The 21,404-nt window shown below is 61.9% G+C and carries 32 protein-coding genes; 28 read left to right on the top strand and 4 right to left on the bottom strand.

The genetic code is table 11. From position 1 onward, the window contains the following. The first annotated feature begins 1 nt into the window (after window position 1). The 28 genes from rplC to HDEN_RS05155 all read left to right on the top strand — a co-directional run bounded on the left by rplC (window position 2) and on the right by HDEN_RS05155 (window position 17,148). A complete protein-coding gene (rplC, locus tag HDEN_RS05020; RefSeq protein ID WP_013215046.1) occupies window positions 2-703 on the top strand; it encodes a 50S ribosomal protein L3 in 702 nt (233 codons plus the stop codon). Continuing rightward, entirely contained in the window at window positions 703-1,320 is a 618-nt protein-coding gene (gene rplD / locus HDEN_RS05025) for a 50S ribosomal protein L4 (protein WP_013215047.1), read from the top strand. The genes rplC and rplD overlap by 1 nt, the downstream gene beginning before the upstream one ends. Next, on the top strand, window positions 1,317-1,613 hold the full coding sequence (locus HDEN_RS05030) for a 50S ribosomal protein L23 (RefSeq protein ID WP_013215048.1): 297 nt from the start codon (window positions 1,317-1,319) through the stop codon (window positions 1,611-1,613). Before rplD ends, HDEN_RS05030 begins: the two co-directional genes overlap by 4 nt. A gap of 12 nt (window positions 1,614-1,625) precedes the next feature. Beyond that, complete coding sequence (rplB, locus tag HDEN_RS05035; RefSeq protein ID WP_013215049.1) at window positions 1,626-2,450, top strand: 50S ribosomal protein L2; 825 nt, start codon at window positions 1,626-1,628, stop codon at window positions 2,448-2,450. A 24-nt stretch (window positions 2,451-2,474) separates the two neighbouring features. Then, on the top strand, window positions 2,475-2,753 hold the full coding sequence (gene rpsS / locus HDEN_RS05040; protein WP_013215050.1) for a 30S ribosomal protein S19: 279 nt from the start codon (window positions 2,475-2,477) through the stop codon (window positions 2,751-2,753). Next, window positions 2,753-3,199: a 50S ribosomal protein L22 gene (rplV, locus tag HDEN_RS05045; RefSeq protein WP_013215051.1), complete on the top strand. Its 447-nt coding sequence runs from the start codon at window positions 2,753-2,755 to the stop codon at window positions 3,197-3,199. The genes rpsS and rplV overlap by 1 nt, the downstream gene beginning before the upstream one ends. A 1-nt stretch (window position 3,200) precedes the next feature. After that, window positions 3,201-4,028 carry a 30S ribosomal protein S3 gene (rpsC, locus tag HDEN_RS05050; protein ID WP_013215052.1) on the top strand — a complete coding sequence of 276 codons (828 nt, stop codon included), beginning with the start codon at window positions 3,201-3,203 and terminating at the stop codon, window positions 4,026-4,028. A gap of 22 nt (window positions 4,029-4,050) precedes the next feature. Beyond that, window positions 4,051-4,461, top strand: coding sequence for a 50S ribosomal protein L16 (gene rplP, locus HDEN_RS05055; RefSeq protein ID WP_013215053.1), 411 nt, complete (start codon window positions 4,051-4,053; stop codon window positions 4,459-4,461). 16 nt (window positions 4,462-4,477) lie between these two features. Further along, entirely contained in the window at window positions 4,478-4,684 is a 207-nt protein-coding gene (gene rpmC / locus HDEN_RS05060; protein WP_013215054.1) for a 50S ribosomal protein L29, read from the top strand. Window positions 4,685-4,698: 14 nt separating this feature from the next. Next, window positions 4,699-4,929: a 30S ribosomal protein S17 gene (rpsQ, locus tag HDEN_RS05065; RefSeq protein ID WP_013215055.1), complete on the top strand. Its 231-nt coding sequence runs from the start codon at window positions 4,699-4,701 to the stop codon at window positions 4,927-4,929. 143 nt (window positions 4,930-5,072) lie between these two features. Further along, window positions 5,073-5,441 carry a 50S ribosomal protein L14 gene (rplN, locus tag HDEN_RS05070; RefSeq protein ID WP_013215056.1) on the top strand — a complete coding sequence of 123 codons (369 nt, stop codon included), beginning with the start codon at window positions 5,073-5,075 and terminating at the stop codon, window positions 5,439-5,441. Then, window positions 5,441-5,767, top strand: a complete 327-nt coding sequence (gene rplX, locus HDEN_RS05075; RefSeq protein WP_013215057.1) for a 50S ribosomal protein L24 — start codon at window positions 5,441-5,443, stop codon at window positions 5,765-5,767. The genes rplN and rplX overlap by 1 nt, the downstream gene beginning before the upstream one ends. Window positions 5,768-5,770: 3 nt before the next feature. Continuing rightward, the gene (rplE, locus tag HDEN_RS05080; RefSeq protein WP_013215058.1) at window positions 5,771-6,451 is read left to right on the top strand and encodes a 50S ribosomal protein L5; all 681 of its coding nucleotides are present in this window, start codon (window positions 5,771-5,773) and stop codon (window positions 6,449-6,451) included. Between the two features lie 44 nt (window positions 6,452-6,495). After that, a complete protein-coding gene (gene rpsN / locus HDEN_RS05085) occupies window positions 6,496-6,801 on the top strand; it encodes a 30S ribosomal protein S14 (protein WP_013215059.1) in 306 nt (101 codons plus the stop codon). Window positions 6,802-6,813: 12 nt separating this feature from the next. Next, the gene (gene rpsH, locus HDEN_RS05090; RefSeq protein WP_013215060.1) at window positions 6,814-7,212 is read left to right on the top strand and encodes a 30S ribosomal protein S8; all 399 of its coding nucleotides are present in this window, start codon (window positions 6,814-6,816) and stop codon (window positions 7,210-7,212) included. A gap of 47 nt (window positions 7,213-7,259) precedes the next feature. Beyond that, the gene (gene rplF / locus HDEN_RS05095; RefSeq protein ID WP_013215061.1) at window positions 7,260-7,802 is read left to right on the top strand and encodes a 50S ribosomal protein L6; all 543 of its coding nucleotides are present in this window, start codon (window positions 7,260-7,262) and stop codon (window positions 7,800-7,802) included. Between the two features lie 11 nt (window positions 7,803-7,813). Continuing rightward, window positions 7,814-8,176, top strand: coding sequence for a 50S ribosomal protein L18 (gene rplR / locus HDEN_RS05100; protein ID WP_013215062.1), 363 nt, complete (start codon window positions 7,814-7,816; stop codon window positions 8,174-8,176). Window positions 8,177-8,197: 21 nt separating this feature from the next. Beyond that, entirely contained in the window at window positions 8,198-8,773 is a 576-nt protein-coding gene (gene rpsE / locus HDEN_RS05105; protein WP_013215063.1) for a 30S ribosomal protein S5, read from the top strand. 55 nt (window positions 8,774-8,828) lie between these two features. After that, window positions 8,829-9,020, top strand: coding sequence for a 50S ribosomal protein L30 (gene rpmD / locus HDEN_RS05110; protein ID WP_013215064.1), 192 nt, complete (start codon window positions 8,829-8,831; stop codon window positions 9,018-9,020). A gap of 5 nt (window positions 9,021-9,025) precedes the next feature. Next, the gene (gene rplO, locus HDEN_RS05115) at window positions 9,026-9,577 is read left to right on the top strand and encodes a 50S ribosomal protein L15 (protein ID WP_013215065.1); all 552 of its coding nucleotides are present in this window, start codon (window positions 9,026-9,028) and stop codon (window positions 9,575-9,577) included. A gap of 140 nt (window positions 9,578-9,717) precedes the next feature. After that, window positions 9,718-11,061 carry a preprotein translocase subunit SecY gene (gene secY / locus HDEN_RS05120; protein ID WP_013215066.1) on the top strand — a complete coding sequence of 448 codons (1,344 nt, stop codon included), beginning with the start codon at window positions 9,718-9,720 and terminating at the stop codon, window positions 11,059-11,061. Continuing rightward, window positions 11,058-11,651 carry an adenylate kinase gene (locus HDEN_RS05125; protein WP_013215067.1) on the top strand — a complete coding sequence of 198 codons (594 nt, stop codon included), beginning with the start codon at window positions 11,058-11,060 and terminating at the stop codon, window positions 11,649-11,651. Before secY ends, HDEN_RS05125 begins: the two co-directional genes overlap by 4 nt. Window positions 11,652-11,890: 239 nt before the next feature. Beyond that, complete coding sequence (gene rpsM / locus HDEN_RS05130) at window positions 11,891-12,268, top strand: 30S ribosomal protein S13 (RefSeq protein WP_013215068.1); 378 nt, start codon at window positions 11,891-11,893, stop codon at window positions 12,266-12,268. 89 nt (window positions 12,269-12,357) lie between these two features. After that, window positions 12,358-12,759 (top strand): 30S ribosomal protein S11, encoded by a 402-nt coding sequence (rpsK, locus tag HDEN_RS05135; RefSeq protein ID WP_013215069.1) that lies wholly within the window; start codon window positions 12,358-12,360, stop codon window positions 12,757-12,759. Between the two features lie 104 nt (window positions 12,760-12,863). Then, window positions 12,864-13,886, top strand: a complete 1,023-nt coding sequence (locus HDEN_RS05140; RefSeq protein ID WP_013215070.1) for a DNA-directed RNA polymerase subunit alpha — start codon at window positions 12,864-12,866, stop codon at window positions 13,884-13,886. A 118-nt stretch (window positions 13,887-14,004) separates the two neighbouring features. Continuing rightward, window positions 14,005-14,433, top strand: a complete 429-nt coding sequence (gene rplQ / locus HDEN_RS05145) for a 50S ribosomal protein L17 (protein WP_013215071.1) — start codon at window positions 14,005-14,007, stop codon at window positions 14,431-14,433. Window positions 14,434-14,591: 158 nt separating this feature from the next. Then, window positions 14,592-15,620, top strand: coding sequence for an SDR family oxidoreductase (locus HDEN_RS05150; RefSeq protein WP_013215072.1), 1,029 nt, complete (start codon window positions 14,592-14,594; stop codon window positions 15,618-15,620). 97 nt (window positions 15,621-15,717) lie between these two features. Beyond that, entirely contained in the window at window positions 15,718-17,148 is a 1,431-nt protein-coding gene (locus HDEN_RS05155; RefSeq protein WP_013215073.1) for a Do family serine endopeptidase, read from the top strand. Window positions 17,149-17,169: 21 nt separating this feature from the next. On the opposite strand, the gene HDEN_RS05160 is transcribed toward HDEN_RS05155, so the two are convergent. The 4 genes from HDEN_RS05160 to HDEN_RS05175 form a co-directional block, all read right to left on the bottom strand. Continuing rightward, window positions 17,170-17,970 carry a sulfite exporter TauE/SafE family protein gene (locus HDEN_RS05160; RefSeq protein ID WP_013215074.1) on the bottom strand — a complete coding sequence of 267 codons (801 nt, stop codon included), beginning with the start codon at window positions 17,968-17,970 and terminating at the stop codon, window positions 17,170-17,172. Window positions 17,971-18,102: 132 nt separating this feature from the next. Beyond that, on the bottom strand, window positions 18,103-19,635 hold the full coding sequence (locus HDEN_RS05165) for a GTP-binding protein (RefSeq protein WP_013215075.1): 1,533 nt from the start codon (window positions 19,633-19,635) through the stop codon (window positions 18,103-18,105). Next, entirely contained in the window at window positions 19,635-20,540 is a 906-nt protein-coding gene (gene cysD, locus HDEN_RS05170) for a sulfate adenylyltransferase subunit CysD (protein ID WP_013215076.1), read from the bottom strand. The genes HDEN_RS05165 and cysD overlap by 1 nt, the downstream gene beginning before the upstream one ends. Then, window positions 20,537-21,346, bottom strand: a complete 810-nt coding sequence (locus tag HDEN_RS05175; protein WP_013215077.1) for a phosphoadenylyl-sulfate reductase — start codon at window positions 21,344-21,346, stop codon at window positions 20,537-20,539. Before HDEN_RS05175 ends, cysD begins: the two co-directional genes overlap by 4 nt. Between the last annotated feature and the right edge of the window lie 58 nt (window positions 21,347-21,404).

Raw genomic sequence — 21,404 nt, forward strand, 5'->3', positions numbered from 1 at the left:
CATGCGTTCCGGGGTAATTGCACAGAAGGTCGGCATGACCCGCATCTTTACCGATGCAGGCGAGCATGTCCCTGTGACCGTGCTGAGGCTCGAGAACCTTCAGGTTCTCTCGCATCGCACGGTTGAAAAGAACGGCTACACCGCCATCCAGGTTGGTGGTGGAACGCGCAAGCCTTCGCGGCTGACGAAAGCTGATCGCGGCACGTTCGCGAAGGCTGAAGTCGAGCCGAAGCGCAAGATTGCAGAGTTTCGTGTCAGTCCTGAGAACCTGATCGATGTTGGCGCCGAAATCACGGCTGACCACTTCGTTCCGGGTCAATTCGTGGACGTGACGGGCACCACGCAGGGCAAGGGCTTCCAGGGCGCAATGAAGCGCTGGAACTTCGGCGGCTTGCGCGCAACGCACGGCGTCTCGGTCACGCACCGCGCGCACGGTTCGACCGGTCAGCGCCAGGACCCGGGCAAAGTGTTCAAGGGCAAGAAGATGGCCGGTCATCTCGGCGACGAGCGCGTCACGACGCAGAACCTCGTCGTCGCCAAGATCGACAAGGCTCGCGGTCTCGTCATGGTGCGCGGCGCGGTTCCGGGCTCGAAGGGCGGTTGGGTTATCGTTCGCGACGCGGTGAAGAAAGCCGCTCCGGCGGATCTGCCGAAGCCGGGCGCATTCACGCCCCGCGGCGAAGCGAAGAAGGAAGGCGCGTGATGAAAGCTGAAGTCACGAACCTCGACGCCAGCAAGGCTGGTGACATCGATCTCGCCGACGAGATCTTCGGTCTCGAGGTCCGCAACGATCTCATTCACCGCATGGTGCGCTATCAGACTCTGAAGCGCATGGCTGGCACGCATCACGCCCAGGATCGCTCGGAAGTTGCCGTCACCGGCAAGAAGATGACGAAACAGAAGGGCACGGGCGGCGCACGTCACGGCGACAAGTCGGCTCCGCAGTTCCGCGGCGGCGGCAAGGCGTTCGGTCCGAAGCCTCGTTCGCACGCGATCGAGCTGCCGAAGAAGGTTCGCGCGCTGGCTCTTCGCCACGCTCTCTCTTCGAAGGCAAAGGCCGGCGAGATCGTCGTCATCGACAAGGCAACGTCGGAAGGCAAGACCGGCGCGCTGAAGGCACAGTTCGCAAAGCTGTCGCTCGACAACGCGCTGATCATCGACGGCGCCGAGCTCGAGCCGACGTTCGCACGCGCGGCGCGCAACATTCCGAATATCGACGTGCTCCCGGTTCAGGGTATCAACGTCTACGACATTCTGCGTCGTAGAAAGCTGGTGCTGACCCGCGCGGCCGTTGCAGCGCTGGAGGCGCGGTTCAAATGACGACGAAACGCTCCGCTTACGACGTCATCGTTGCGCCGGTCATCACGGAAAAGGCAACGCTTGCGTCCGAAGCCAACCAGGTGATCTTCAAGGTCAAGCCTGACGCAACGAAGACCGAGATCAAGAACGCGATCGAGACCCTCTTCAAGGTCAAGGTCAAGTCGGTGAACACGATCGTTCGCAAGGGCAAGCTGAAGGCGTTCCGCGGCGTCAAAGCCGTGTTGAGCGATACGAAGAGGGCCGTCGTGACGCTCGAGAGCGGTCATTCGATCGACGTGACGACAGGGCTCTAAGGGAAACGCATCATGGCGCTTAAGACATACAACCCGACGTCGCCCGGACGCCGCCACCTGATTCAGGTCGACAAGTCGACGCTGTGGAAGGGCAAGCCGGTCAAGGTTCTCGTCGAGGGCCTGACCAAGACGGGCGGTCGCAACAGCGATGGCCGCATCACGTCGCGCCACATCGGCGGCGGCGCCAAGCGCGCCTATCGCCGGATCGACTTCCGTCGCCGCAAGTACGATGCGCCGGCGACCGTCGAGCGCCTTGAGTACGATCCGAACCGGACCGCATTCATCGCTCTCCTCAAGTACGAGGACGGAACGCAGGCCTACATCCTCGCTCCGCAGCGTCTCGGTGTTGGCGACACGGTCGTCGCGGGCACCAAGGTCGACGTGAAGCCGGGCAATGCGATGCCGCTCGCCGCGATGCCGATCGGCACGATCGTCCACAACGTCGAGATGAAGCCCGGCAAGGGTGGTCAGATCGCGCGTTCCGCCGGTTCGTTCGTGCAGCTCGTCGGCCGTGACTCAGGTTTCGCCGTTATTCGCCTCAACTCGGGCGAGACGCGCAAGGTCAGCGCCGAATGCATGGCGACGGTCGGCGCGGTGTCGAACCCCGATCATATGAACACCGTGGTTGGCAAGGCCGGCCGCACGCGTTTGCTCGGCCGTCGTCCGACGGTTCGCTCGATTGCGATGAACCCGGTCGATCACCCGAACGGTGGTCGTACCAAGGGCGGCAAGCACTGGGCGACGCCCTGGGGCAAGCCGACCAAGGGCTTCAAGACGCGCAAGAACAAGACCACGACCAAATACATCGTACGCTCGCGCCAGAAGGCGAAGAAGTAGCGGCGAATTGAAGGAGATTCGACTTTGACACGTTCAGTCTGGAAAGGCCCGTTCGTCGACGGCTACCTCCTGAAGAAGGCGGATAAGTCGCGCTCGTCGGGGCGCAACGAGGTGATCAAGATCTGGAGCCGCCGCTCCACTATCTTGCCTCAGTTCGTCGGCCTGACCTTCGGCGTGCACAACGGGCAGAAGCATATCCCGGTCGCCGTGACCGAAGACATGATCGGCCACAAGTTCGGGGAATTCGCACCGACCCGCATTTTCCACGGGCACGGCGGCGATAAGAAAGCGGTGAAGAGATAATGGGCAAGCCTAGCCATCAGCGGCGCCTCGCGGATACCGAGGCCCAGGCGGTTGCGAAGTCGCTGCGCATCTCGCCGCAAAAGCTCAACCTCGTCGCGGGATTGATCCGGGGCAAGAAGGTCGAACAGGCGCTCGCCGAACTCGAGTTCAGCGAGAAGCGCATTGCGGGCGATGTCCGCAAGTGCGTGATGAGCGCTGTCGCCAACGCCGAGAACAACCACTCGCTCGATGTCAATGATCTGGTCGTCGCCGAGGCTTATGTCGGCAAGAACATGGTCTTGAAGCGTTTCCATGCCCGTGGCCGTGGCCGCGGCGCGGCGATCCTGAAGCCCTTCTCGCAGCTGACCGTCGTCGTCCGTCAGGTCGAAGAGGAAAAGACCGAGAAGAAGGCCGCTAAGAAGCCGGCTGCCGGCAAGGCTCAGGCGAAGTCCAAGGAGGCCAAGTAATATGGGTCAAAAAGTCAATCCCGTCGGCCTTCGCGTTGGCATCAACCGCACCTGGGACAGCCGCTGGTTCGCGGCCCGTGGTGAATACGGCAAGCTGCTGCATGAAGATCGCGCGATCCGCAATCACATCATGAAGGAGCAGCGCGAGGCTGGCATTTCGAAGGTCGTCATCGAGCGCCCGCACAAGAAGTGCCGCGTCACGGTGCAGACCGCGCGCCCCGGCATCCTGATCGGCAAGAAGGGCGAGAAGATCGAGCGCCTGCGCGCCGACCTCGCGAAGCTGACGAGCTCGGAAGTTCACCTGAACATTCTCGAGATCCGCAAGCCCGAGATCGATGCGACGCTGATCGCCGAAGGCATCGCCCAGCAGCTCGAGCGCCGCGTTGCGTTCCGCCGTGCGATGAAGCGCGCCGTCCAGTCGGCTCTGCGTCTCGGCGCCATCGGCATTCGTATCAACGTCGCCGGCCGTCTCGGTGGCGCTGAAATCGCGCGCACGGAATGGTATCGCGAAGGCCGCGTGCCGCTGCACACCTTGCGCGCCGACATCGACTTCGGTTACGGCGTTGCGCGTACGGCTTACGGCATCATCGGCATCAAGGTTTGGGTCTTCAAGGGCGAGATCATCGAGCACGATCCGATGGCTGCCGACAAGAAGCTTGCTGAAATGCAGGAAAGCGGCGCGCCGCGCCCGCGTCGCGACGATGGCGACCGTCAGGATCGCGGCAATCGCCGTCCCGGCCGTGGCGGACGTGGCGGTGGACGTGGCCCCGGATCAGGCGGCAGCGCTCCCGCAGCGTCAGACGCCGGATCATCGACGCCGGAAGCGTAAGGACCCGAGAGGCACTTAAGATATGCTGCAACCGAAACGGACGAAGTTCCGCAAACAGTTCAAGGGTCGCATTCACGGCGCCGCCAAGTCGGGCACGACGCTCGCCTATGGCGAAGTCGGCTTGAAGGCGATGGAGCCGGAGCGCCTGACCGCGCGCCAGATCGAAGCCGCACGCCGCGCCATCGCACGCCACACGAAGCGCGCCGGCCGCATGTGGCTGCGCATCTTCCCGGACGTGCCGGTGTCGAAAAAGCCGGCCGAAGTTCGCATGGGTTCGGGCAAGGGTTCGCCCGAGCTTTGGGTGGCGCGCGTGAAGCCGGGCCGCATCATTTTCGAACTCGGCGGTCTCAATCAGCAGGTTGCCAAGGAAGCACTGATCCTTGGCGCCGCGAAGTTGCCGATCAAAACGCGCGTCGTTACGCGTCTCGAATAGGAGTTGAGGAACAGCCATGGCCGACGATTTCAAAGGCATGTCGCTCGATCAGCTCGACGACCAGCTGGTGAAGCTCAAGAAGGAGCAGTTCAACCTGCGCTTCCAGCGGGCTTCGGGTCAGCTTGAGAACACCGCGCGCATCCGGATCATCCGCCGCGATATCGCGCGTATCAAAACCGAGGCGAGCGCCAAGCGCGCTGGCAGCGTCAGAAAAGGCGCGTGAGGGAGATATAGATTATGCCGAAGCGCGTGTTGCAGGGTGTGGTGGTATCTGACAAGAACGACAAAACCATCGTCGTTCAGGTCGAGCGCCGCTATACACATCCCCTGCTGAAGAAGACGGTGCGTCGTACGAAGAAGTATCACGCGCATGACGAGAAGAATTCGTTCAAGGTTGGCGACCAGGTTTCGATCGAAGAGACCCGGCCGATCTCCAAGAACAAACGTTGGATCGCGATTTCACAGTGAGGCGTTAGCCTCGCTCTCACGCGGTTCGATTTGAGAGCGCCTTTGAAGCCGTAGGAGCGTTGGGATATTTCCCAAGACCCCGCGAGCCCAAAGGCAAACAAGAATAGGGCTTCTGACGAAGCCGAAAAAGAAGGAACGACGCGATGATCCAGATGGAGAGCAATCTCGACGTCGCCGACAACTCGGGCGCGCGCCGCGTTCAGTGCATCAAAGTGCTGGGCGGCTCGAAACGCAAATACGCGACCGTCGGCGATACCATCGTCGTCTCCGTGAAGGAGGCGATCCCGAAAGGCCGCGTCAAGAAGGGCCAGGTGATGAAGGCCGTCATCGTCCGCGTCGCGAAGGGCATCCGCCGCGCCGATGGTTCGCTGATCCGCTTCGACCGCAACGCCGCCGTGCTGATCAACGCCAACGGCGAGCCGGTCGGAACGCGTATTTTCGGACCCGTCACGCGCGAACTTCGCGCCAAGAACCACATGAAGATCGTTTCGCTTGCGCCGGAGGTTCTCTGATGTCGGCTGCTAAAATCAAAAAGGGCGACAAGGTCGTCGTCCTCGCCGGCCGCGACAAAGGCAAGAGCGGTGAAGTCATCGAGGTCCGCCCCGGTGAGCATCGCGCGCTCGTTCGTGGCGTCAACATGGTGCGTCGCCACCAGCGCCAGTCCGCGAGCCAGGAAGGCGGCATCATTTCGAAAGAGGGTCCGATCGACCTGTCGAATATCGCAGTCGAGGATCCGAAGGACGGCAAGCCGACCCGCGTCGGCTTCAAGGTCCTGACCGACGGCAAGAAGGTCCGCATCGCAAAACGCTCGGGCGAGCAGATCCCGGAGAAGAACTAGGCCATGGCTGAGAAAGACAAACCAGCGAAAGCTGCAAAGCCGCAAGGCGCGGCTGCCCAGGGCGGCGCCGCGAAGAAGGCGAAAGCCGCGAAGGCTGCTGCCTCCGAGCCGCGCGCTCCCGCAGCGCCGCGTCCGAAGGACTACAAGCCGCGTCTCAAAGCGCATTACGAGAAAGTCGTCCGCGACGCGCTGAAGGAAAAGTTCGGCTACGCGAACGTCATGCAGATTCCGCGCATCGAGAAGATCGTGCTCAACATGGGCGTCGGCGAAGCTGTCAACGATCGCAAGAAAGTCGACAACGCGGCGACCGACCTCGGTTTGATCTCCGGTCAGAAGCCCGTCGTGACCCGCGCCCGCAAGGCGATCGCGACCTACAAGCTGCGTGAAGGCATGGCGATCGGCGCCAAGGTCACGCTGCGCGGCGACCGCATGTATGAATTCCTCGACCGCTTCGTCACGATCGCGCTGCCGCGCGTGAAGGACTTCCGCGGTCTGAACCCGAAGAGCTTCGACGGCCGCGGCAACTACGCGACCGGCCTCAAGGAGCATCTCGTGTTCCCCGAGATCGACTACGACAAGGTCGACAACGTTCTGGGTCTCGACGTGATCGTTTGCACGTCGGCCCGCACTGATGATGAAGCCCGTGAATTGCTCAAGGGCTTCAACTTCCCGTTCCGTAGCTAGAGGACCTCGGCGACAGAAGCCGAAAGGCCTTTGGAGGAGAAGAAATGGCAAAGACCAGTTCGATCGAAAAGAACAACCGCCGGCGCAAGATGGCGCTGGCACAGGCTCCGAAGCGCAAGCGTCTCAAAGACCTTGCCAAGGATAAGACGAAGACGCCGGAAGAGCGCTTCGCCGCACGGCTGAAGCTCGCCGAGATGCCGCGTAACGGCTCGAAGGTCCGCGTCCGCAACCGCTGTGAAATCACCGGCCGCCCGCGCGGCAACTACCGCAAGCTCAAGATGTGCCGCAACCAGCTCCGTGAGCTGGCGAGCCAGGGGCGTATCCCGGGCATGGTCAAGTCGAGCTGGTAAAAGGAACGCACGATGTCCGTGAATGATCCATTGGGCGATATGCTGACACGTATCCGGAACGCGCAGATGCGCCGCCGGCCGAAAGTCGCAACACCTGCTTCAAACCTCCGCGCGCGCGTCCTCGACGTGCTCGCCGATGAAGGCTACATCCGTGGCTACAGCCGCGTCGAACTGAAGGGTGAAATCCCGCAGTTCGAGATCGAGCTGAAGTATTACAATGGCCAGCCTGCGATCCGCGAGATCGAGCGTATCTCGAAGCCGGGACGCCGCGTTTACTCGCCCGTCAAGGATATCCCGACGGTGGCGAACGGTTTGGGCGTTGCAATTCTGTCGACGCCGAAGGGCGTGATGTCGGACTCGAAGGCGCGCGAAGCGAACGTCGGCGGCGAAGTCATCTGCAGCATCTTCTAAGGCTATGGCCGGCACGCCGGCCGAACGAAACAAGGTTTTGAGAAGTCATGTCGCGCATCGGTAAAAAGCCCGTCCCCGTCCCGTCCAATGTGACGGCGACGATCAGCGGCCAGACCGTGAAAATGAAAGGCCCGAAGGGCGAACTCGCCTTTACGGTTCCTGACGCCTTGAAGGTGCAGCGTACGGACGAGGGGATCGATATCTCGCTCCTCGAGGATTCCAAGCTCGCACGTTCGAAATGGGGTATGTCGCGGACGCAGATCGCGAACCTCATCAAGGGCGTCACGGAAGGCTACCAGCAGGATCTCGAGATCCACGGCGTCGGCTTCAAGGCGGCGATGAAGGGCAAGGACACCCTTACCCTTTCGGTCGGCTACAGCCACGACGTCGTGCTGAAGGTTCCGGCCGGCGTCGAAGTCAAGGTCGGCGGCGCCAAGCAGGAGCTTCTGTCGGTGTCCGGTATCGACAAGCAGGCGGTCGGCGAGATGGCGTCGGTGATCCGCGCGTCTCGCAAGCCCGAACCCTACCAGGGCAAGGGCGTGCGCTATAAAGGCGAATACATCTTCCGCAAGGAAGGCAAGAAGAAGTAGGAACGGCAACGATGGCCAACATCAACGACAAATTCAAGAACCGCAAAGCGCGCGTTCGCCGGTCTTTGAAGAAGAGCGCGAACGGCCGTCCCCGGCTCTCGATTCACCGCTCGTCGGAGAACATCTACGCTCAGGTGATCGACGACGTGAAGGGCGTGACACTCGCCGCGGCTTCGACGCTCGAGAAGGACGTCAAGAGTTCGGGCAAGACCGGCGCGGACAAGGCTGCGGCTGCGGCCGTCGGCAAGCTTGTCGCCGAACGTGCCGTCAAGGCCGGCGTCACCGAGGTCATTTTCGATCGCGGCGGCTTTCTCTTTCATGGGCGCGTGAAAGCGCTCGCCGATGCCGCCCGCGAAGGCGGATTGAAGTTTTAAAGACCCGAGAGGAACGAAATCGTGGCACGTGGACCCCAGAGAGACCGTGGCAGAGACCGCGAGGAGCGCGACAGCGAGTTCACCGATAAGCTGGTGCACATCAATCGCGTCGCCAAGGTCGTCAAGGGCGGCAAGCGGTTCGGCTTCGCCGCGCTCGTCGTCGTCGGCGATCTGAAGGGTCGCGTCGGTTACGGGCATGGCAAGGCGCGCGAAGTGCCGGAAGCCATCCGCAAGGCGACGGAAGGTGCGAAGCGCAACCTGCTCCGCGTGCCGCTTCGCGATGCGCGTACGCTGCATCACGATAGCGTCGGACGTCACGGATCGGGCAAGGTCGTTCTCCGCGCCGCGCCTGCCGGTACCGGCATCATCGCGGGCGGCGCCATGCGCGCCGTGTTCGAGATGGTCGGCGTGCATGACGTCGTCGCCAAGTCGATGGGCTCGACGAACCCGTATAACGTCGTCCGCGCTACGTTCGACGCTCTCAAGGCGCAGGAAAATCCCCGCGCCGTTGCGGCCCGCCGCAACAAGAAGGTTTCCGACATCGTGTCGCGTCGCCGTGATGGCTCGGCTGCCGCCGATGCCGGCGCTGACGCCTAAAAAGTATGGCGGAGTGGCCGGAGTGCCGCTTCACAAATGGACTTGAGGTAACGATATGGCGGCTAAGAAAACGATCACATTGGAGCAGGTTCGCAGCACGAACCGTCGCCCCGAGCGGCAGACCGAGACGCTGATTGGTCTCGGACTCAACAAGATTGGCCGCAAATCGACGCTCGAAGATACGCCGGCCGTGCGTGGCATGCTGAAGAAAGTTCAGCATCTCGTGCAGGTCGTAGAAGGGAAATAACGACTATGCGGCTCAACGGCATCAAAGATAATCCGGGTTCGAAGAAGACGCGCGTCCGCATCGGTCGCGGTATCGGCTCGGGTCTCGGCAAGATGGGTGGCCGCGGCGGCAAGGGCCAGACGGCCCGTACCGGCGTTGCCATCGGCGGCTTCGAAGGCGGTCAGATGCCGCTCCATCGCCGTCTGCCGAAGCGCGGCTTCAACAAGTGGCGCCCCGAGGATTTCAACGAGATCAACGTCGGCACGCTGCAGCAGGCGATCGACGATAAGCGTCTCGACGGCTCGAAGCCGCTCGATCTCGCCACATTGGTCGCAGCTGGTATCGTTCGTCGTCCCAAGGATGGCGTGCGCTTGCTCGGCGACGGCGAAATCAAGGCGAAGATCTCGATCACCGTCAATCACGCGACGCAGAAGGCGAAAGCCGCCGTCGAAAAGGCCGGTGGCAGCATCAGCCTGATCGAACGCAAGGTGATTGCGGCCGACGAAGAGAAGCGCAAAAAATCTGCGGCGAAGAAAGTAGCTTCGGGCAAGAAGCCGGCCGCGAAAACCGAGGAATAACGATCGCGCGGGAGACGATAGCGCGTCGTTCTCCCGTGTGCTCGTATCCGGACCGAGGCTCGCGCATGATCGCGGGCATCAGGTCTAGGCTGACGTGTTGCTTCCAAAAGCACCGCGACGGCGCTTAGGAGAAGACAGCAATGGTTTCCGCTGCCGAGCAGCTCGCTTCGAACCTGAATTTTAGCGCTTTCGCGAAGGCGGAGGATCTGAAGCGGCGCCTGTGGTTCACCCTGGGCGCCCTCATCGTCTATCGCCTCGGCACTTTCATTCCGATGCCCGGCATCAATCCGGCGGCGTTCGCCGAGACGTTCAAGTCGCAGGCCGGCGGCATCCTAGGCATGTTCAACATGTTCTCGGGCGGCGCCCTGGAACGTCTTGCGATTTTCGCGCTGAACATCATGCCGTACATCTCGGCGTCGATCATCATGCAGTTGATGACGTCGATCTCGCCGAAGCTCGAAGCCTTGAAAAAGGAAGGCGAGGCGGGCCGCAAGCAGATCAACCAGTATACGCGCTATCTGACGGTCGTTCTGGCAGCGCTGCAGGCGTACGGAATCGCGGTCGGTCTCGAGGGTTCGCAGAACTCTGCTGGCGCGGTCGTGCTGGATCCGGGCTTGTTCTTCCGCGCGACGACGGTCATCACGCTGGTCGGCGGCACCGTGTTCCTGATGTGGCTCGGTGAACAGGTGACGCAGCGCGGCGTCGGCAACGGCACGTCCTTGATCATTTTTGCCGGTATCGTCGCCGGACTTCCGGGCGCAGTCGTGCAGCTTTTCGAGCTGTCGCGCACGGGCTCGATTTCCCCGGCCATCCTGCTGTTCTTTATCGTTCTCGCGCTTGCTGTCGTCGCGGCGATCGTGTTCTGCGAACAGGCTCAGAGACGGCTGCTGGTGCAGTATCCGAAACGCCAGGTCGGCAACAAGATGTTCCAGGGGGAAGCCTCGCATCTGCCTTTGAAGCTCAACCCGTCGGGCGTCATTCCGCCGATCTTCGCCTCGTCGCTGCTGCTGCTGCCGATCACCGTCGCGCAGTTCACGGCGGGCCAGGGGCCGGAGTGGCTGAATACCGCCGTCGCGATGCTCGGCAGCGGCCAGCCGTTGCATCTGTTTATCTATGCGGCGATGATCATCTTCTTCACGTTCTTCTACACGGCTGTCGTCATCAATCCGAAAGAGACGGCCGACAACCTTCGCAAATACGGCGGCTTTCTGCCTGGCATTCGTCCCGGCGAGAAGACCGCGGAATACATCGACTACGTGATGACCCGCATTACCGTCGTCGGCGCTCTTTATCTGGCTGCAGTCTGCGTCCTGCCTGAAATTCTGACGTCGTACGCTGGCATTCCTCTCTACTTCGGCGGCACATCGCTGCTGATCGCGGTCAGCGTGACGATGGATACGGTGTCTCAGGTCCAGGGCCATCTCATCGCCCAACAGTATGAAGGCCTGATCAAGAAGGCCAAGCTTCGTGGGACACGCCGATGATCCTGATGCTGCTCGGCCCGCCTGGTGCGGGTAAGGGAACACAGTCTCAGCAGATTTCCGAGAAGCTCGGTATTCCTCAGCTTTCGACCGGTGACATGCTACGGGCGGCCGTCAAGGCGGAGACGCCGGTCGGCCTCAAGGCCAAGCAGGTCATGGCATCAGGCGGTCTTGTCAGCGATGAGATCGTCATCGGCATCATCGCGGACCGGATTTCCGAAGCTGATTGCAGCAAGGGCTTCATTCTCGACGGCTTCCCGCGCACGCTGGCTCAGGCCGACGCGCTCGATAAGCTTCTGAAGTCCAAGGGCCGCAAAATCGACTGCGTGATCGAGCTCAAGGTCGACGACGGCAAGCTGGTCGACCGCATCGAAAATCGCGCCCGCGAGACTCTGGCGGCTGGCGGCACGGTACGCGCGGACGATAACGCCGAAGCGCTCAAAACGCGCCTGATGGCCTACTACCGCGAGACGGCGCCGATCATTGGTTACTATTTCGCCCACGGTCTGCTGAAATCGATCGACGGGATGGCTCCGATCGCCGAAGTCAGCCAGCAAATCGATGAAATTCTGAACAAATACCAGGTGGCTTAAGGTAAAAAGCGAGCATTGACGGAAGGGAGCGACCGAGCTAAAACAGCCCACTTTTCTTTTAGGGCTCAACTTGATCCGGACCTGGGCGGTAGCTCCGGTTTCGCGATCGTTGCGCCTATTGGCTTTTGAGGATTGGCAAGAACGCTGCAACGCGTTCCGGTAGCTTCAGAAATCGAAATTCGACCAAACACGTTTGAACAAGACGAAACAAAACGACGAGATAAAGTCAGGAGACCGAAGTGGCCCGCATCGCAGGCGTCAACATTCCTACCGGCAAGCGTGTCGAAATCGCGCTGCGTTACATCCATGGCATCGGCCCCAAATTCTCGAAAGAGATTTGCGCGAAATGCAGCATCCCGGCTGAGCGCCGCGTCAACCAGTTGACGGACGCCGAAGTGCTGCAGATCCGCGAGACGATCGACCGCGATTACACCGTCGAAGGTGATCTTCGCCGCGAAGTGCAGACGAACATCAAGCGTCTGATGGACCTCGGTTGCTACCGCGGTCTGCGCCACCGCAAGGGCCTCCCGGTCCGCGGCCAGCGCACGCACACGAACGCTCGCACCCGCAAGGGCAAGGCCGTTCCGATCGCCGGTAAGAAGAAGGCGACGAAGTAGTTCGGCGCGATATCGCATTCGCACCTCCGTCGAGGCGCACAAACTGAATTTTCGCCTCGGCATCGGAGAGGCTAGGAGTAACGGACGCAATGGCCAAAGAAGCAAGTGCAGCGCGCGGCAAAGTCAAAAAGCGCGAGAAGAAGAACATCACGTCGGGCGTCGCTCACGTGAATGCTTCCTTCAACAATACGATGATCACGATCACGGACGCTCAGGGCAACACGATTGCCTGGTCGTCGTCGGGCACCAAGGGCTTCAAGGGATCGCGCAAGTCGACGCCGTATGCGGCGCAGATCGCGGCCGAAGACGCCGGCCGCAAGGCGCAGGAGCACGGCATGAAGGTGCTCGAAGTCGAAGTCTGCGGTCCGGGCTCGGGCCGTGAGTCGGCGCTGCGTGCGCTGCAGTCCGTCGGCTTCCAGATCACCTCGATCCGCGACGTGACGCCGATCCCGCACAACGGCTGCCGCCCGCGCAAGCGCCGCCGCGTCTAAGAGATCATCGATCGCGCGCCGCTTTCCGGCGCGCTGACGCATGTTACCGCTTAAGAGATTCCGCGGCCCGCTCCCCCGTCCGCGCATAATTGACGAGGTATCTCGTGAACGTTCTGCAGAAGAACTGGCAAGACCTGATCAAGCCCTCGAAGCTTGAGATCCAGACGGGCCGCGATCGCTCGCGCATCGCGACGGTCGTCGCAGAGCCGCTCGAGCGCGGCTTCGGCATGACGCTCGGCAACGCGCTGCGCCGCGTGCTGCTGTCGTCGCTGCAAGGCGCCGCCATCAAGACGGTGCAGATCGACGGCGTGCTGCATGAGTTCTCGTCCGTCCCGGGTGTCCGCGAAGACGTCACGAACATCATCCTGAACATCAAGGAAATCGCGCTGCGCATCCACTCGGAAGGCGTGAAGCGCATGGTGCTCAAGAAGGAAGGCGCCGGCCCCGTCACCGCGGGCGACATCGAAGCATCGTCCGAAGTCGAAGTCCTGAATCCGGACCACGTGATCTGCCACCTCGACCAGGGCGCATCGATCCGTATGGAATTCACGGCCGACATGGGCAAGGGCTACGTCGCGTCCGACCGCAACCGTCCGGAAGACGCGCCGATCGGCTTGATCCCGGTCGACAGCCTCTACTCGCCGGTGAAGAAGGTTTCGTACAAGGTCGAGAATACGCGCGAAGGCCAGATCCTCGATTACGATAAGCTGACGATGGTCGTCGAGACGGATGGCTCGGTTCGTCCCGAGGATGCCGTCGCGCTTGCCGCTCGCATTCTGCAGGATCAGCTCGCAGTCTTCATCAACTTCGAAGAGCCGAAGAAGGCGCAGGAAGAGCAGCGTCATCCGGAGCTGGCGTTCAACGCCGCGCTTCTCAAGAAGGTCGACGAGCTCGAGCTTTCGGTGCGTTCCGCGAACTGCCTGAAGAACGACAACATCGTCTACATCGGCGACCTGATCCAGAAGACGGAAGCCGAGATGCTGCGCACGCCGAACTTCGGGCGCAAGTCGCTCAACGAGATCAAGGAAGTGCTGGCCACGATGGGCCTGCATCTTGGTATGGAAGTGCCGAACTGGCCGCCGGACAACATCGACGAGCTGGCGAAGCGCTTCGAAGACCAATACTGATTTAGGGATTAGGTTTTAGGGACTAGGGAATAATCCCTATTCCCTCATCCCTAGTCCCTATCAAAAGGCGAGGCCGTAGAACCTCCCAAAAACAATCTCACAACAAAGGAACACTACGATGCGACACAAGAAACTCGGCCGCCGTTTCGGCCGTCACGTCGGGCACCGCCAGGCAATGTTCTCGAACCTTGCTGCTGCCCTCATCAAGCACGAACAGATCATCACGACGCTGCCGAAGGCGAAGGACCTGAAGCGCGTTGTCGACAAGTACATCACGCTCGCCAAGCGCGGCGACTTGAACTCGCGCCGTCTCGCGGCAGCGCGCCTTCGCGACGAAGATCAGGTCAAGAAGCTCTTCGACGTGCTCGCGGCCCGCTACAAGGATCGCAACGGCGGCTACACGCGCGTGCTCAAAGCCGGCTTCCGTTATGGCGACGCGTCGCCTCGCGCCGTCATCGAACTCGTCGATCGCGACGAGAGCGTGAAGGGCGCCGAAGACAAAGCCCGGCACGCAGCTCAGCTTGCTGAGCAGGCCGAGTCCAACTGATCGCCAAGCGGCGACCTTGAGAATTCTGAAAACCCCGGCGCGCAACGCCGGGGTTTTTGTTTTCGCGCGCCGCTCAATGCAATTGCCTTGCTGTCATCTTCTGGCGGATTATGCCTGCAGAGGCCGCTGGCTCTGCGGCCGCCATCCGTGGGGACTCAATGCCAACGGAACCTCTGGTCGTCGTGACGGGCGCGTCAGGCCTCGTTGCCAAGTATGTCATCGGCGAATTCCTGAAGCGCGGTTATCTGGTGCGCGGTACGGTTCGCACGCTGGACAAGGCGGATACGGTGCGCCGGGCGGTGACGCGGCTCGGCTGTGATCCCTCGCAACTTTCCTTCGCAGTCGCCGATCTCGAGAGCGATGCGGGTTGGGACGATGCCATCGCAGGCGCGGGCATCGTCGTGCATACGGCGTCGCCGTTTCCGATCGCGCAGCCTGACAATGCGGATGATGTCATCCGCCCGGCACGCGAGGGCACGCTCCGCGTTCTCAAAGCGGCGACGCGCGCGCAGGTGAAGCGCGTGGTGCTGACGTCTTCGTCGGTTGCGATTTTCTACGGAAGCGGACTGCCGCCGGAGCACATCTATTCCGAAGATGACTTCACCGACGAAACGCGCGCCGGGCTGACGCCCTACATCAAGTCGAAGACGATCGCGGAAAAGGCGGCGTGGCAGTTCGTCAAGGAAACCGCGGGCGCGCCGGAGCTGGCGGTCATCAATCCTGCATTCGTGCAAGGTCCGGCGCTCGACGATGATCTGTCGACGTCGCATGAACTGTTCCGTCTGATGGCGCGCGGGCTTTATCCGGCGGCGCCGCGCATTCGCTTTCCCGTCACCGACGTTCGCGACGTTGCGGCGGCGCATGCGGAAACGGCGCTCCGGCCGGAGGCGGCGGGGAAACGCTATCTGATCGGCGAGGGCCAGTTTCGCCTTTATGAGCTTGGCCGGGTCCTGGCGCGCGAGCTGCCGGATCTGCGCGGCAAGGTGCCGAAGTTCGAACTGCCGGATGCCGCGGTTCGCGCGCTTGCCGTGTTCGACAAGCGGTTGCGGACGATCCTCCCTGAGCTTGGGGCTGAGAAAGATTACACAAATGCAAGGGTTCGCACGGACCTCGGGCTGAACCTCCGGAGCGCCGACGACGCGGTGACGGCGGCCGTCCGATCATTACGAGACCTTAGGTTGATCTGAGGCGCGAACCCTACATATTCCTCTGCCATACGAGTCTGGCCGCCGACGGATTGTCCCGGCGGCACCTGCAATCGCGCTCATGTGGAGCATTCGGATGATGATGAAAAAACGGGTAGTGATGATCGGGCTTGCGGCAGTCGCCGGCGTTTTTGCGCTTGCGCCGAAGACCCCTCCGAGCACCGCGCTTGCGCAGGAGAAAGTCGCGCCGCCGTCGCGCGAGGCGATCCAGTTTTCTTACGCGCCGATCGTCCGCAAGGCCGCGCCTGCCGTCGTCAACGTCTACGTCAGAACGCACGTGCAAACGATCGCGTCGCCCTTCGCGAACGATCCGTGGTTTCGCCGTTTCTTCGGCGATGCTTTCGGTCAGCCGACGGAACGCGTCATGAGTTCGCTCGGCTCGGGCGTCATCGTCAATCCGGATGGCCTTGTCGTTACGAATAATCACGTCGTCAGGGGACGAGGCGAAACGGAAATCCGCGTCGCGCTGTCGGACCGTCGCGAGTACGATGCGAAAGTCATCAGCAAGGATGAGAAAGCCGATATCGCCGTCCTGAAGATCGAAGGCGGCGACGGCAAGTTTCCGTTTCTGCAGTTCGATGATTCAGACCGGCTCGATGTCGGCGATCTCGTGCTTGCGATCGGCAATCCGTTCGGCGTCGGCCAGACCGTGACGAGCGGTATCGTGTCCGCGCTGTCGCGATCGGAAATGGCGGCGTCGGACAGCCAGGTTTTCATTCAGACGGACGCCGCGATCAATCCCGGCAACTCCGGCGGCGCGCTCGTCGACATGAACGGCCGTCTCGTCGGCATCAACACGATGATCTATTCGCAGTCGGGAGGATCGGTCGGCATCGGCTTCGCCATTCCCTCGAACCTCGTTCGCGTCTATGCTGAAAGCGCTGCCAACGGACGCAAGGTCGAGCGGCCGTGGATCGGCGCGAAGCTCGAAGCGATGTCGCATGATTTTGCGGAAGGGCTCGGTCTCAATCGCGTTGCGGGCGCGGTGGTGACAAGGCTCTACAACAAAGGTCCGGCAGCGGATGCCGGGTTGCGCGAAGGCGACGTGATCACGAATGTCGACGGCGTTGAAGTCGCCGACGCGCGCGCGGTTTATTATCGTCTTGCGACCAAGGGCATCGGTCAGACGGCGCATCTCAGCGTCATTCGCAAGAACCAGCCGGTCGATATTCCGCTGCCTCTGGTCGTCGCTCCGAAGCCGGAAAAGGACGATGCCCGCAATCTCTCGGGCAACAATCCGCTCGACGGCGCGCGCGTTTCGAACATCCTGCCGTCGGTCGCCGACGAACTCAGCATCGATGAGACCGAGGGCGTTGTGATCACGTCGGTGCGCAATGGATCGGTTGCGCAAAGTCTCGGATTCCAGCCGGGCGACATCATCGTGTCGATTGGCGGCAAGAAGATTGCCAACGTGATCGATGCCGAACATGCCGTCGCTGAGCGGCAGCGCATGTGGCAGGTCGCGGTCAAGCGCGGCAATCGCACGATGCAGCTTCAGGTTCCCGGCTGAAACACGGCCGGGGCTCGTCCGCTAGAGCTTTTGCGCGAGCTGATAAGCTGCGAAGCAGAGGATCGTCGCCAGGAACAGGCGCAGCAGCCAATCCGGCAAGCGGCCCGTCAGGCGCGATCCGATGGCGATGCCTGGGATCGAGCCGACGAGCAGCAGCCCGAGCAATTCAAAGCTCGTGTTGCCGATCGACATATGGCCGAGGCCCGAGACCAGCGTCAGCGGCACGGCGTGCACGATGTCGGTGCCGATCAAGCGGCGCGTTCTGAGCGTCGGATAGAGCAGCGTCAGGATAACGACGCCGATCGCGCCGGCGCCGACGGACGTCAGCGTCACGATCGAGCCAAGGCAGAGACCGAGCAGCAGCGTGGAGAGATGGCGAACCGGGACGTCGGTCGGCTCGACCACCTGCGCACCGCGCCGCGTGATGAGCGGATAAAAAATGATCGCGAGCGAGCTGATCACGAGAGCCGCTATCAGTGCGTGCTTAATAAGCGCGGCGAGGCGCGCGGTATCGGGGTCGAGCACGTGCAGAATGGCCAGCATCGCAAGCGAGCCCGGCACGCTGCCCGCCGCGAGCCAGGCGACGAGCCGCCAGTTGACGTTGCCGAAGTTGTGGTGCGGCCAGGCGGCGGATGCCTTCGTGATCGATGCGAACAGCAGGTCGGTGCCGACGGCAAGCGCCGGAGAGATCCCGATCTTCGTGATCAGAAACGGAGTCATCAGCGAGCCGGCGCCGACGCCGGTCAACCCAACGAGAAATCCGACGACGAAGCCGCCGGAGATGATCATCGGCCAAAGTGTTTGGAGATCGACGTCAGGCATTTTGGTCCGAAAAAAAGCGAAAGATTGAGGTACGCGAGAATAGCGAGGGCTGCAATTGCAGAATCCTCGCTGTTTTGGTGTCGGTGTGGTGGAAGCTGTCTCGCGGTTTCCTTGATCGGCTACGAGTGAAGATCAGAGTCCCGGATCGAGGCCGTCGTCCAGCGGCGGCGGTGGCTCGATGGCGACCGATACGCCAGCCGAACGCAGAATGATCGCGACCTCGTTTGCGCGGCGCATGAACTCTTCACGATCCTTCGAGTTCATCGAGAGATCGCGGTTCAAGCCGTTGGCGAGCATATCGCGCTTCAGAACGAAGTGACCTTCGGACGGAGTTTCGGCCTTGGCATCGACGGATGTCGCGATGCCGCCAGCGACCGTTGCACCCGAAACGGAATCGACGAGCAGAAGCTGGCCGGTTTCCGGCGTTTCCGAAAAAACGTCGATCGCCGCGGCGCGGCCGAGCGAGATTTTCGCAATGGCGATATCGTTCGCCGAGCACGCGCGGGCTGGGCGCGACGCCATCGTTTCGAGATCGAGCAGGGCTTTGATCTCGATGTTGGAAACCGGAATCAGGTCGGTCGCCGTGCGAACGAGATAACCGGCTGTCGGACTGAACGCGTCTTCCGAAAGCCAGACGAACCGCGCTTCGAGCGTTTGCGCCGCGACGGGGCGCATTTCCGGCGCGGAAAGCACGGCGCCGCGCGAGACGTCGATATCGACATCGAGCTGCAGCGAAACCGCTTCGCCGGCGGACGCGCTTTGCAGATCGCGATCGAACGTCGCGATGCGGACGACCTTGCCGCTGGCGTTGCTGAGCGCGTCGGTGACGGTATCGCCGACTCTCACCGTGCCGGAGGCGACCGTGCCTGCGAGGCCGCGGAAATCCTGGCCGTCGCGAAGCACCATCTGCACGGGAAAGCGGAAGACGGAGCCCGCCTCGTTGACGCGGCTCGGCACTTTCTCGAGGTGCTGAATGAGCGTTGGGCCCGAATACCAGCTCATGTTCGTGGAGGGCGCCGAAACGTTGTCACCGAAAACGGCCGAGAGCGGGATCGCGGTCGAATCCCAGAAGTTGAACTTCCAGCACAGCGTGCGGAAATCGTCTTCGATTTTGCGGAACACGTCTTCCGACCAGCCGACGAGATCCATCTTGTTGACGGCGAGAATGACGTGTTTCACGCCGACGAGGTCGAGGATCGCCGTATGACGCTTGGTCTGTTTCTTGACGCCGGATCGCGCATCGATGAGCACGATCGCAACGTCGGCATGGGAAGCCCCCGACGCCATGTTGCGCGTGTACTGCTCATGGCCTGGCGAGTCGATGATGACGAAGCGGCGCGTATCGGTATCGAAATACTTCCAGGCGATGTCGATGGTGATGCCTTGCTCGCGTTCGGCCACCAGACCGTCGAGCAACATCGAGAAGTCGGGAAGATCGGTGCCGGCGGCCTTGCGTCCCGAGCGGCGAACGTTCTCGCGCTGATCTTCGTAAAGATCGGAGGCATCCCAGAGCAGGCGCCCGATCAGCGTCGACTTGCCGTCGTCAACGGAACCGCAGGTCAGAAGATGCGTGATGCCGCCAAGTTCGCGAACGAGGTTCGGCACGTCTTGCGCACGCGCAGGCGTCTGCAGGCCAGGATTGGTTTTGAGAGCGTGGATGGACATCAGAAATAGCCTTCCTGCTTTTTCTTTTCCATTGCGCCGGCCTGATCGTGGTCGATCAGGCGGCCCTGGCGTTCGGAGGTTTGCGCGTTGATGGTCTCGGCGACGACGGCTTCGATCGTGTCGGCGTCGGATTCGACAGCGGCCGTCAGCGGATAACAGCCGAGCGTACGGAAGCGGATCCTGCGCGTTTCGACTTTCTCGCCGGGGCGCGGCTGCAGGCGGTCATCGTCCTGCATCAAGATCTGTCCGTTGCGGACGATGGTCCGGCGTTCGGCGGCGAAATAGAGCGGCACGACATCGAGCTTCTCGCGCAGGATGTAGCGCCAGACGTCTTTCTCCGTCCAATTCGACATCGGAAACACGCGAACCGTTTCGCCTGTGCCGAGGCGGCCATTCAGCAGATTCCACATCTCCGGACGCTGGCGGCGCGGGTCCCAGCGATGGCCGCTCGCACGGAACGAAAAGACGCGTTCCTTCGCGCGGCTCGCTTCCTCGTCGCGGCGGGCGCCGCCGAATGCTGCGTCGAACCCGTATTTGTCGAGCGCCTGCTTCAGTGCCTGCGTTTTCAGAACGTCGGTATGAATGGACGGAGCGTGATCGATCGGATTGATGCCGCGCTTGATGCCGTCCTCGTTGGTGTGGACGATGAGATCGAGATCAAGCTCCTTCGCCTGCTGGTCGCGAAATTTGATCATGTCGCGAAACTTCCACGTCGTGTCGACGTGCAGCAGCGGAAACGGCAGCTTCTGCGGATGGAACGCCTTGCGCGCGAGATGCAGCAGAACGGTCGAGTCCTTGCCGATCGAATACATCAGCACGGGCTTGCGGAACTGCGCCGCAGCCTCACGGAAAATATGGATGCTCTCCGCTTCAAGGAGATCGAGATGGGAAGGTGAGGCCGTCATGCGGCGTGATCCTTTTCTTCAAATCCCGGATCTTCACGTTGCGTATGAAGTCCGCATTCTTTCTTGTCTTCGCTTTCCCACCACCAGCGACCGGCACGAATATCCTCGCCCGGTTTGATGGCGCGCGTGCAGGGCTGGCAGCCGATGGACGGGAAGCCTTTCGCGTGCAGCGCGTTGACGGGGATCTTGTTCGTCGCGACGTAATCCTCGAGCGTCGCGAGCGACCAGTCGGCGATCGGATTGAGCTTGATGAGCTTCTGCGCCGGGTCATAGGTCGCGAAGTGCACGTGGGCGCGGCCTTGCGATTGCTCGCGTCGAAGTCCCGTGACCCAGGCCGCCGCGCCGTTCAGCGCGCGGTTGAGCGGACGCACCTTGCGTACCTCGCAGCATGCCTTGCGTGCGTCGACCGAGTACCGGAAGCCGTAGATGCCGTCGTTGGCGACCAGGTCTTCGACTTCCGCGGCGTCGGGATACATGACGCGAATGCGTAGGCCGTATTTGCCTTCGGTATCGAACAGGGTGTCGAGCGTCTCCGGGAAGTGGCGTCCGGTATCGAGGGTGAAAATGTCGATCTCGGCACCGGTCTCGGCGATGGCGTGGGTGATCGCCTGATCCTCGATGCCGAGGCTGGTCGAGAACGCGATCGTGCCGTCGATGGCTGCGCGAATGGCTTTGATCCGCTCGCCGAGCGTCGGCAGGTCGCCCAGGACCCGATCGAGGTCGGCAGCCGTCGCCTGCTGCGTCGCGGCATGAGGGTCGCTCGCCCCTCCGCTAGCGGGGGACGCGGTTGCTTCGAACAAAGTCATAAAGGGCCTCCGGTTGAACCCACCATATGGGAATATTTTTCCCATGAGAAGCCATATA

The organism is Hyphomicrobium denitrificans ATCC 51888 (assembly GCF_000143145.1).
Lineage (GTDB): Bacteria > Pseudomonadota > Alphaproteobacteria > Rhizobiales > Hyphomicrobiaceae > Hyphomicrobium_B > Hyphomicrobium_B denitrificans.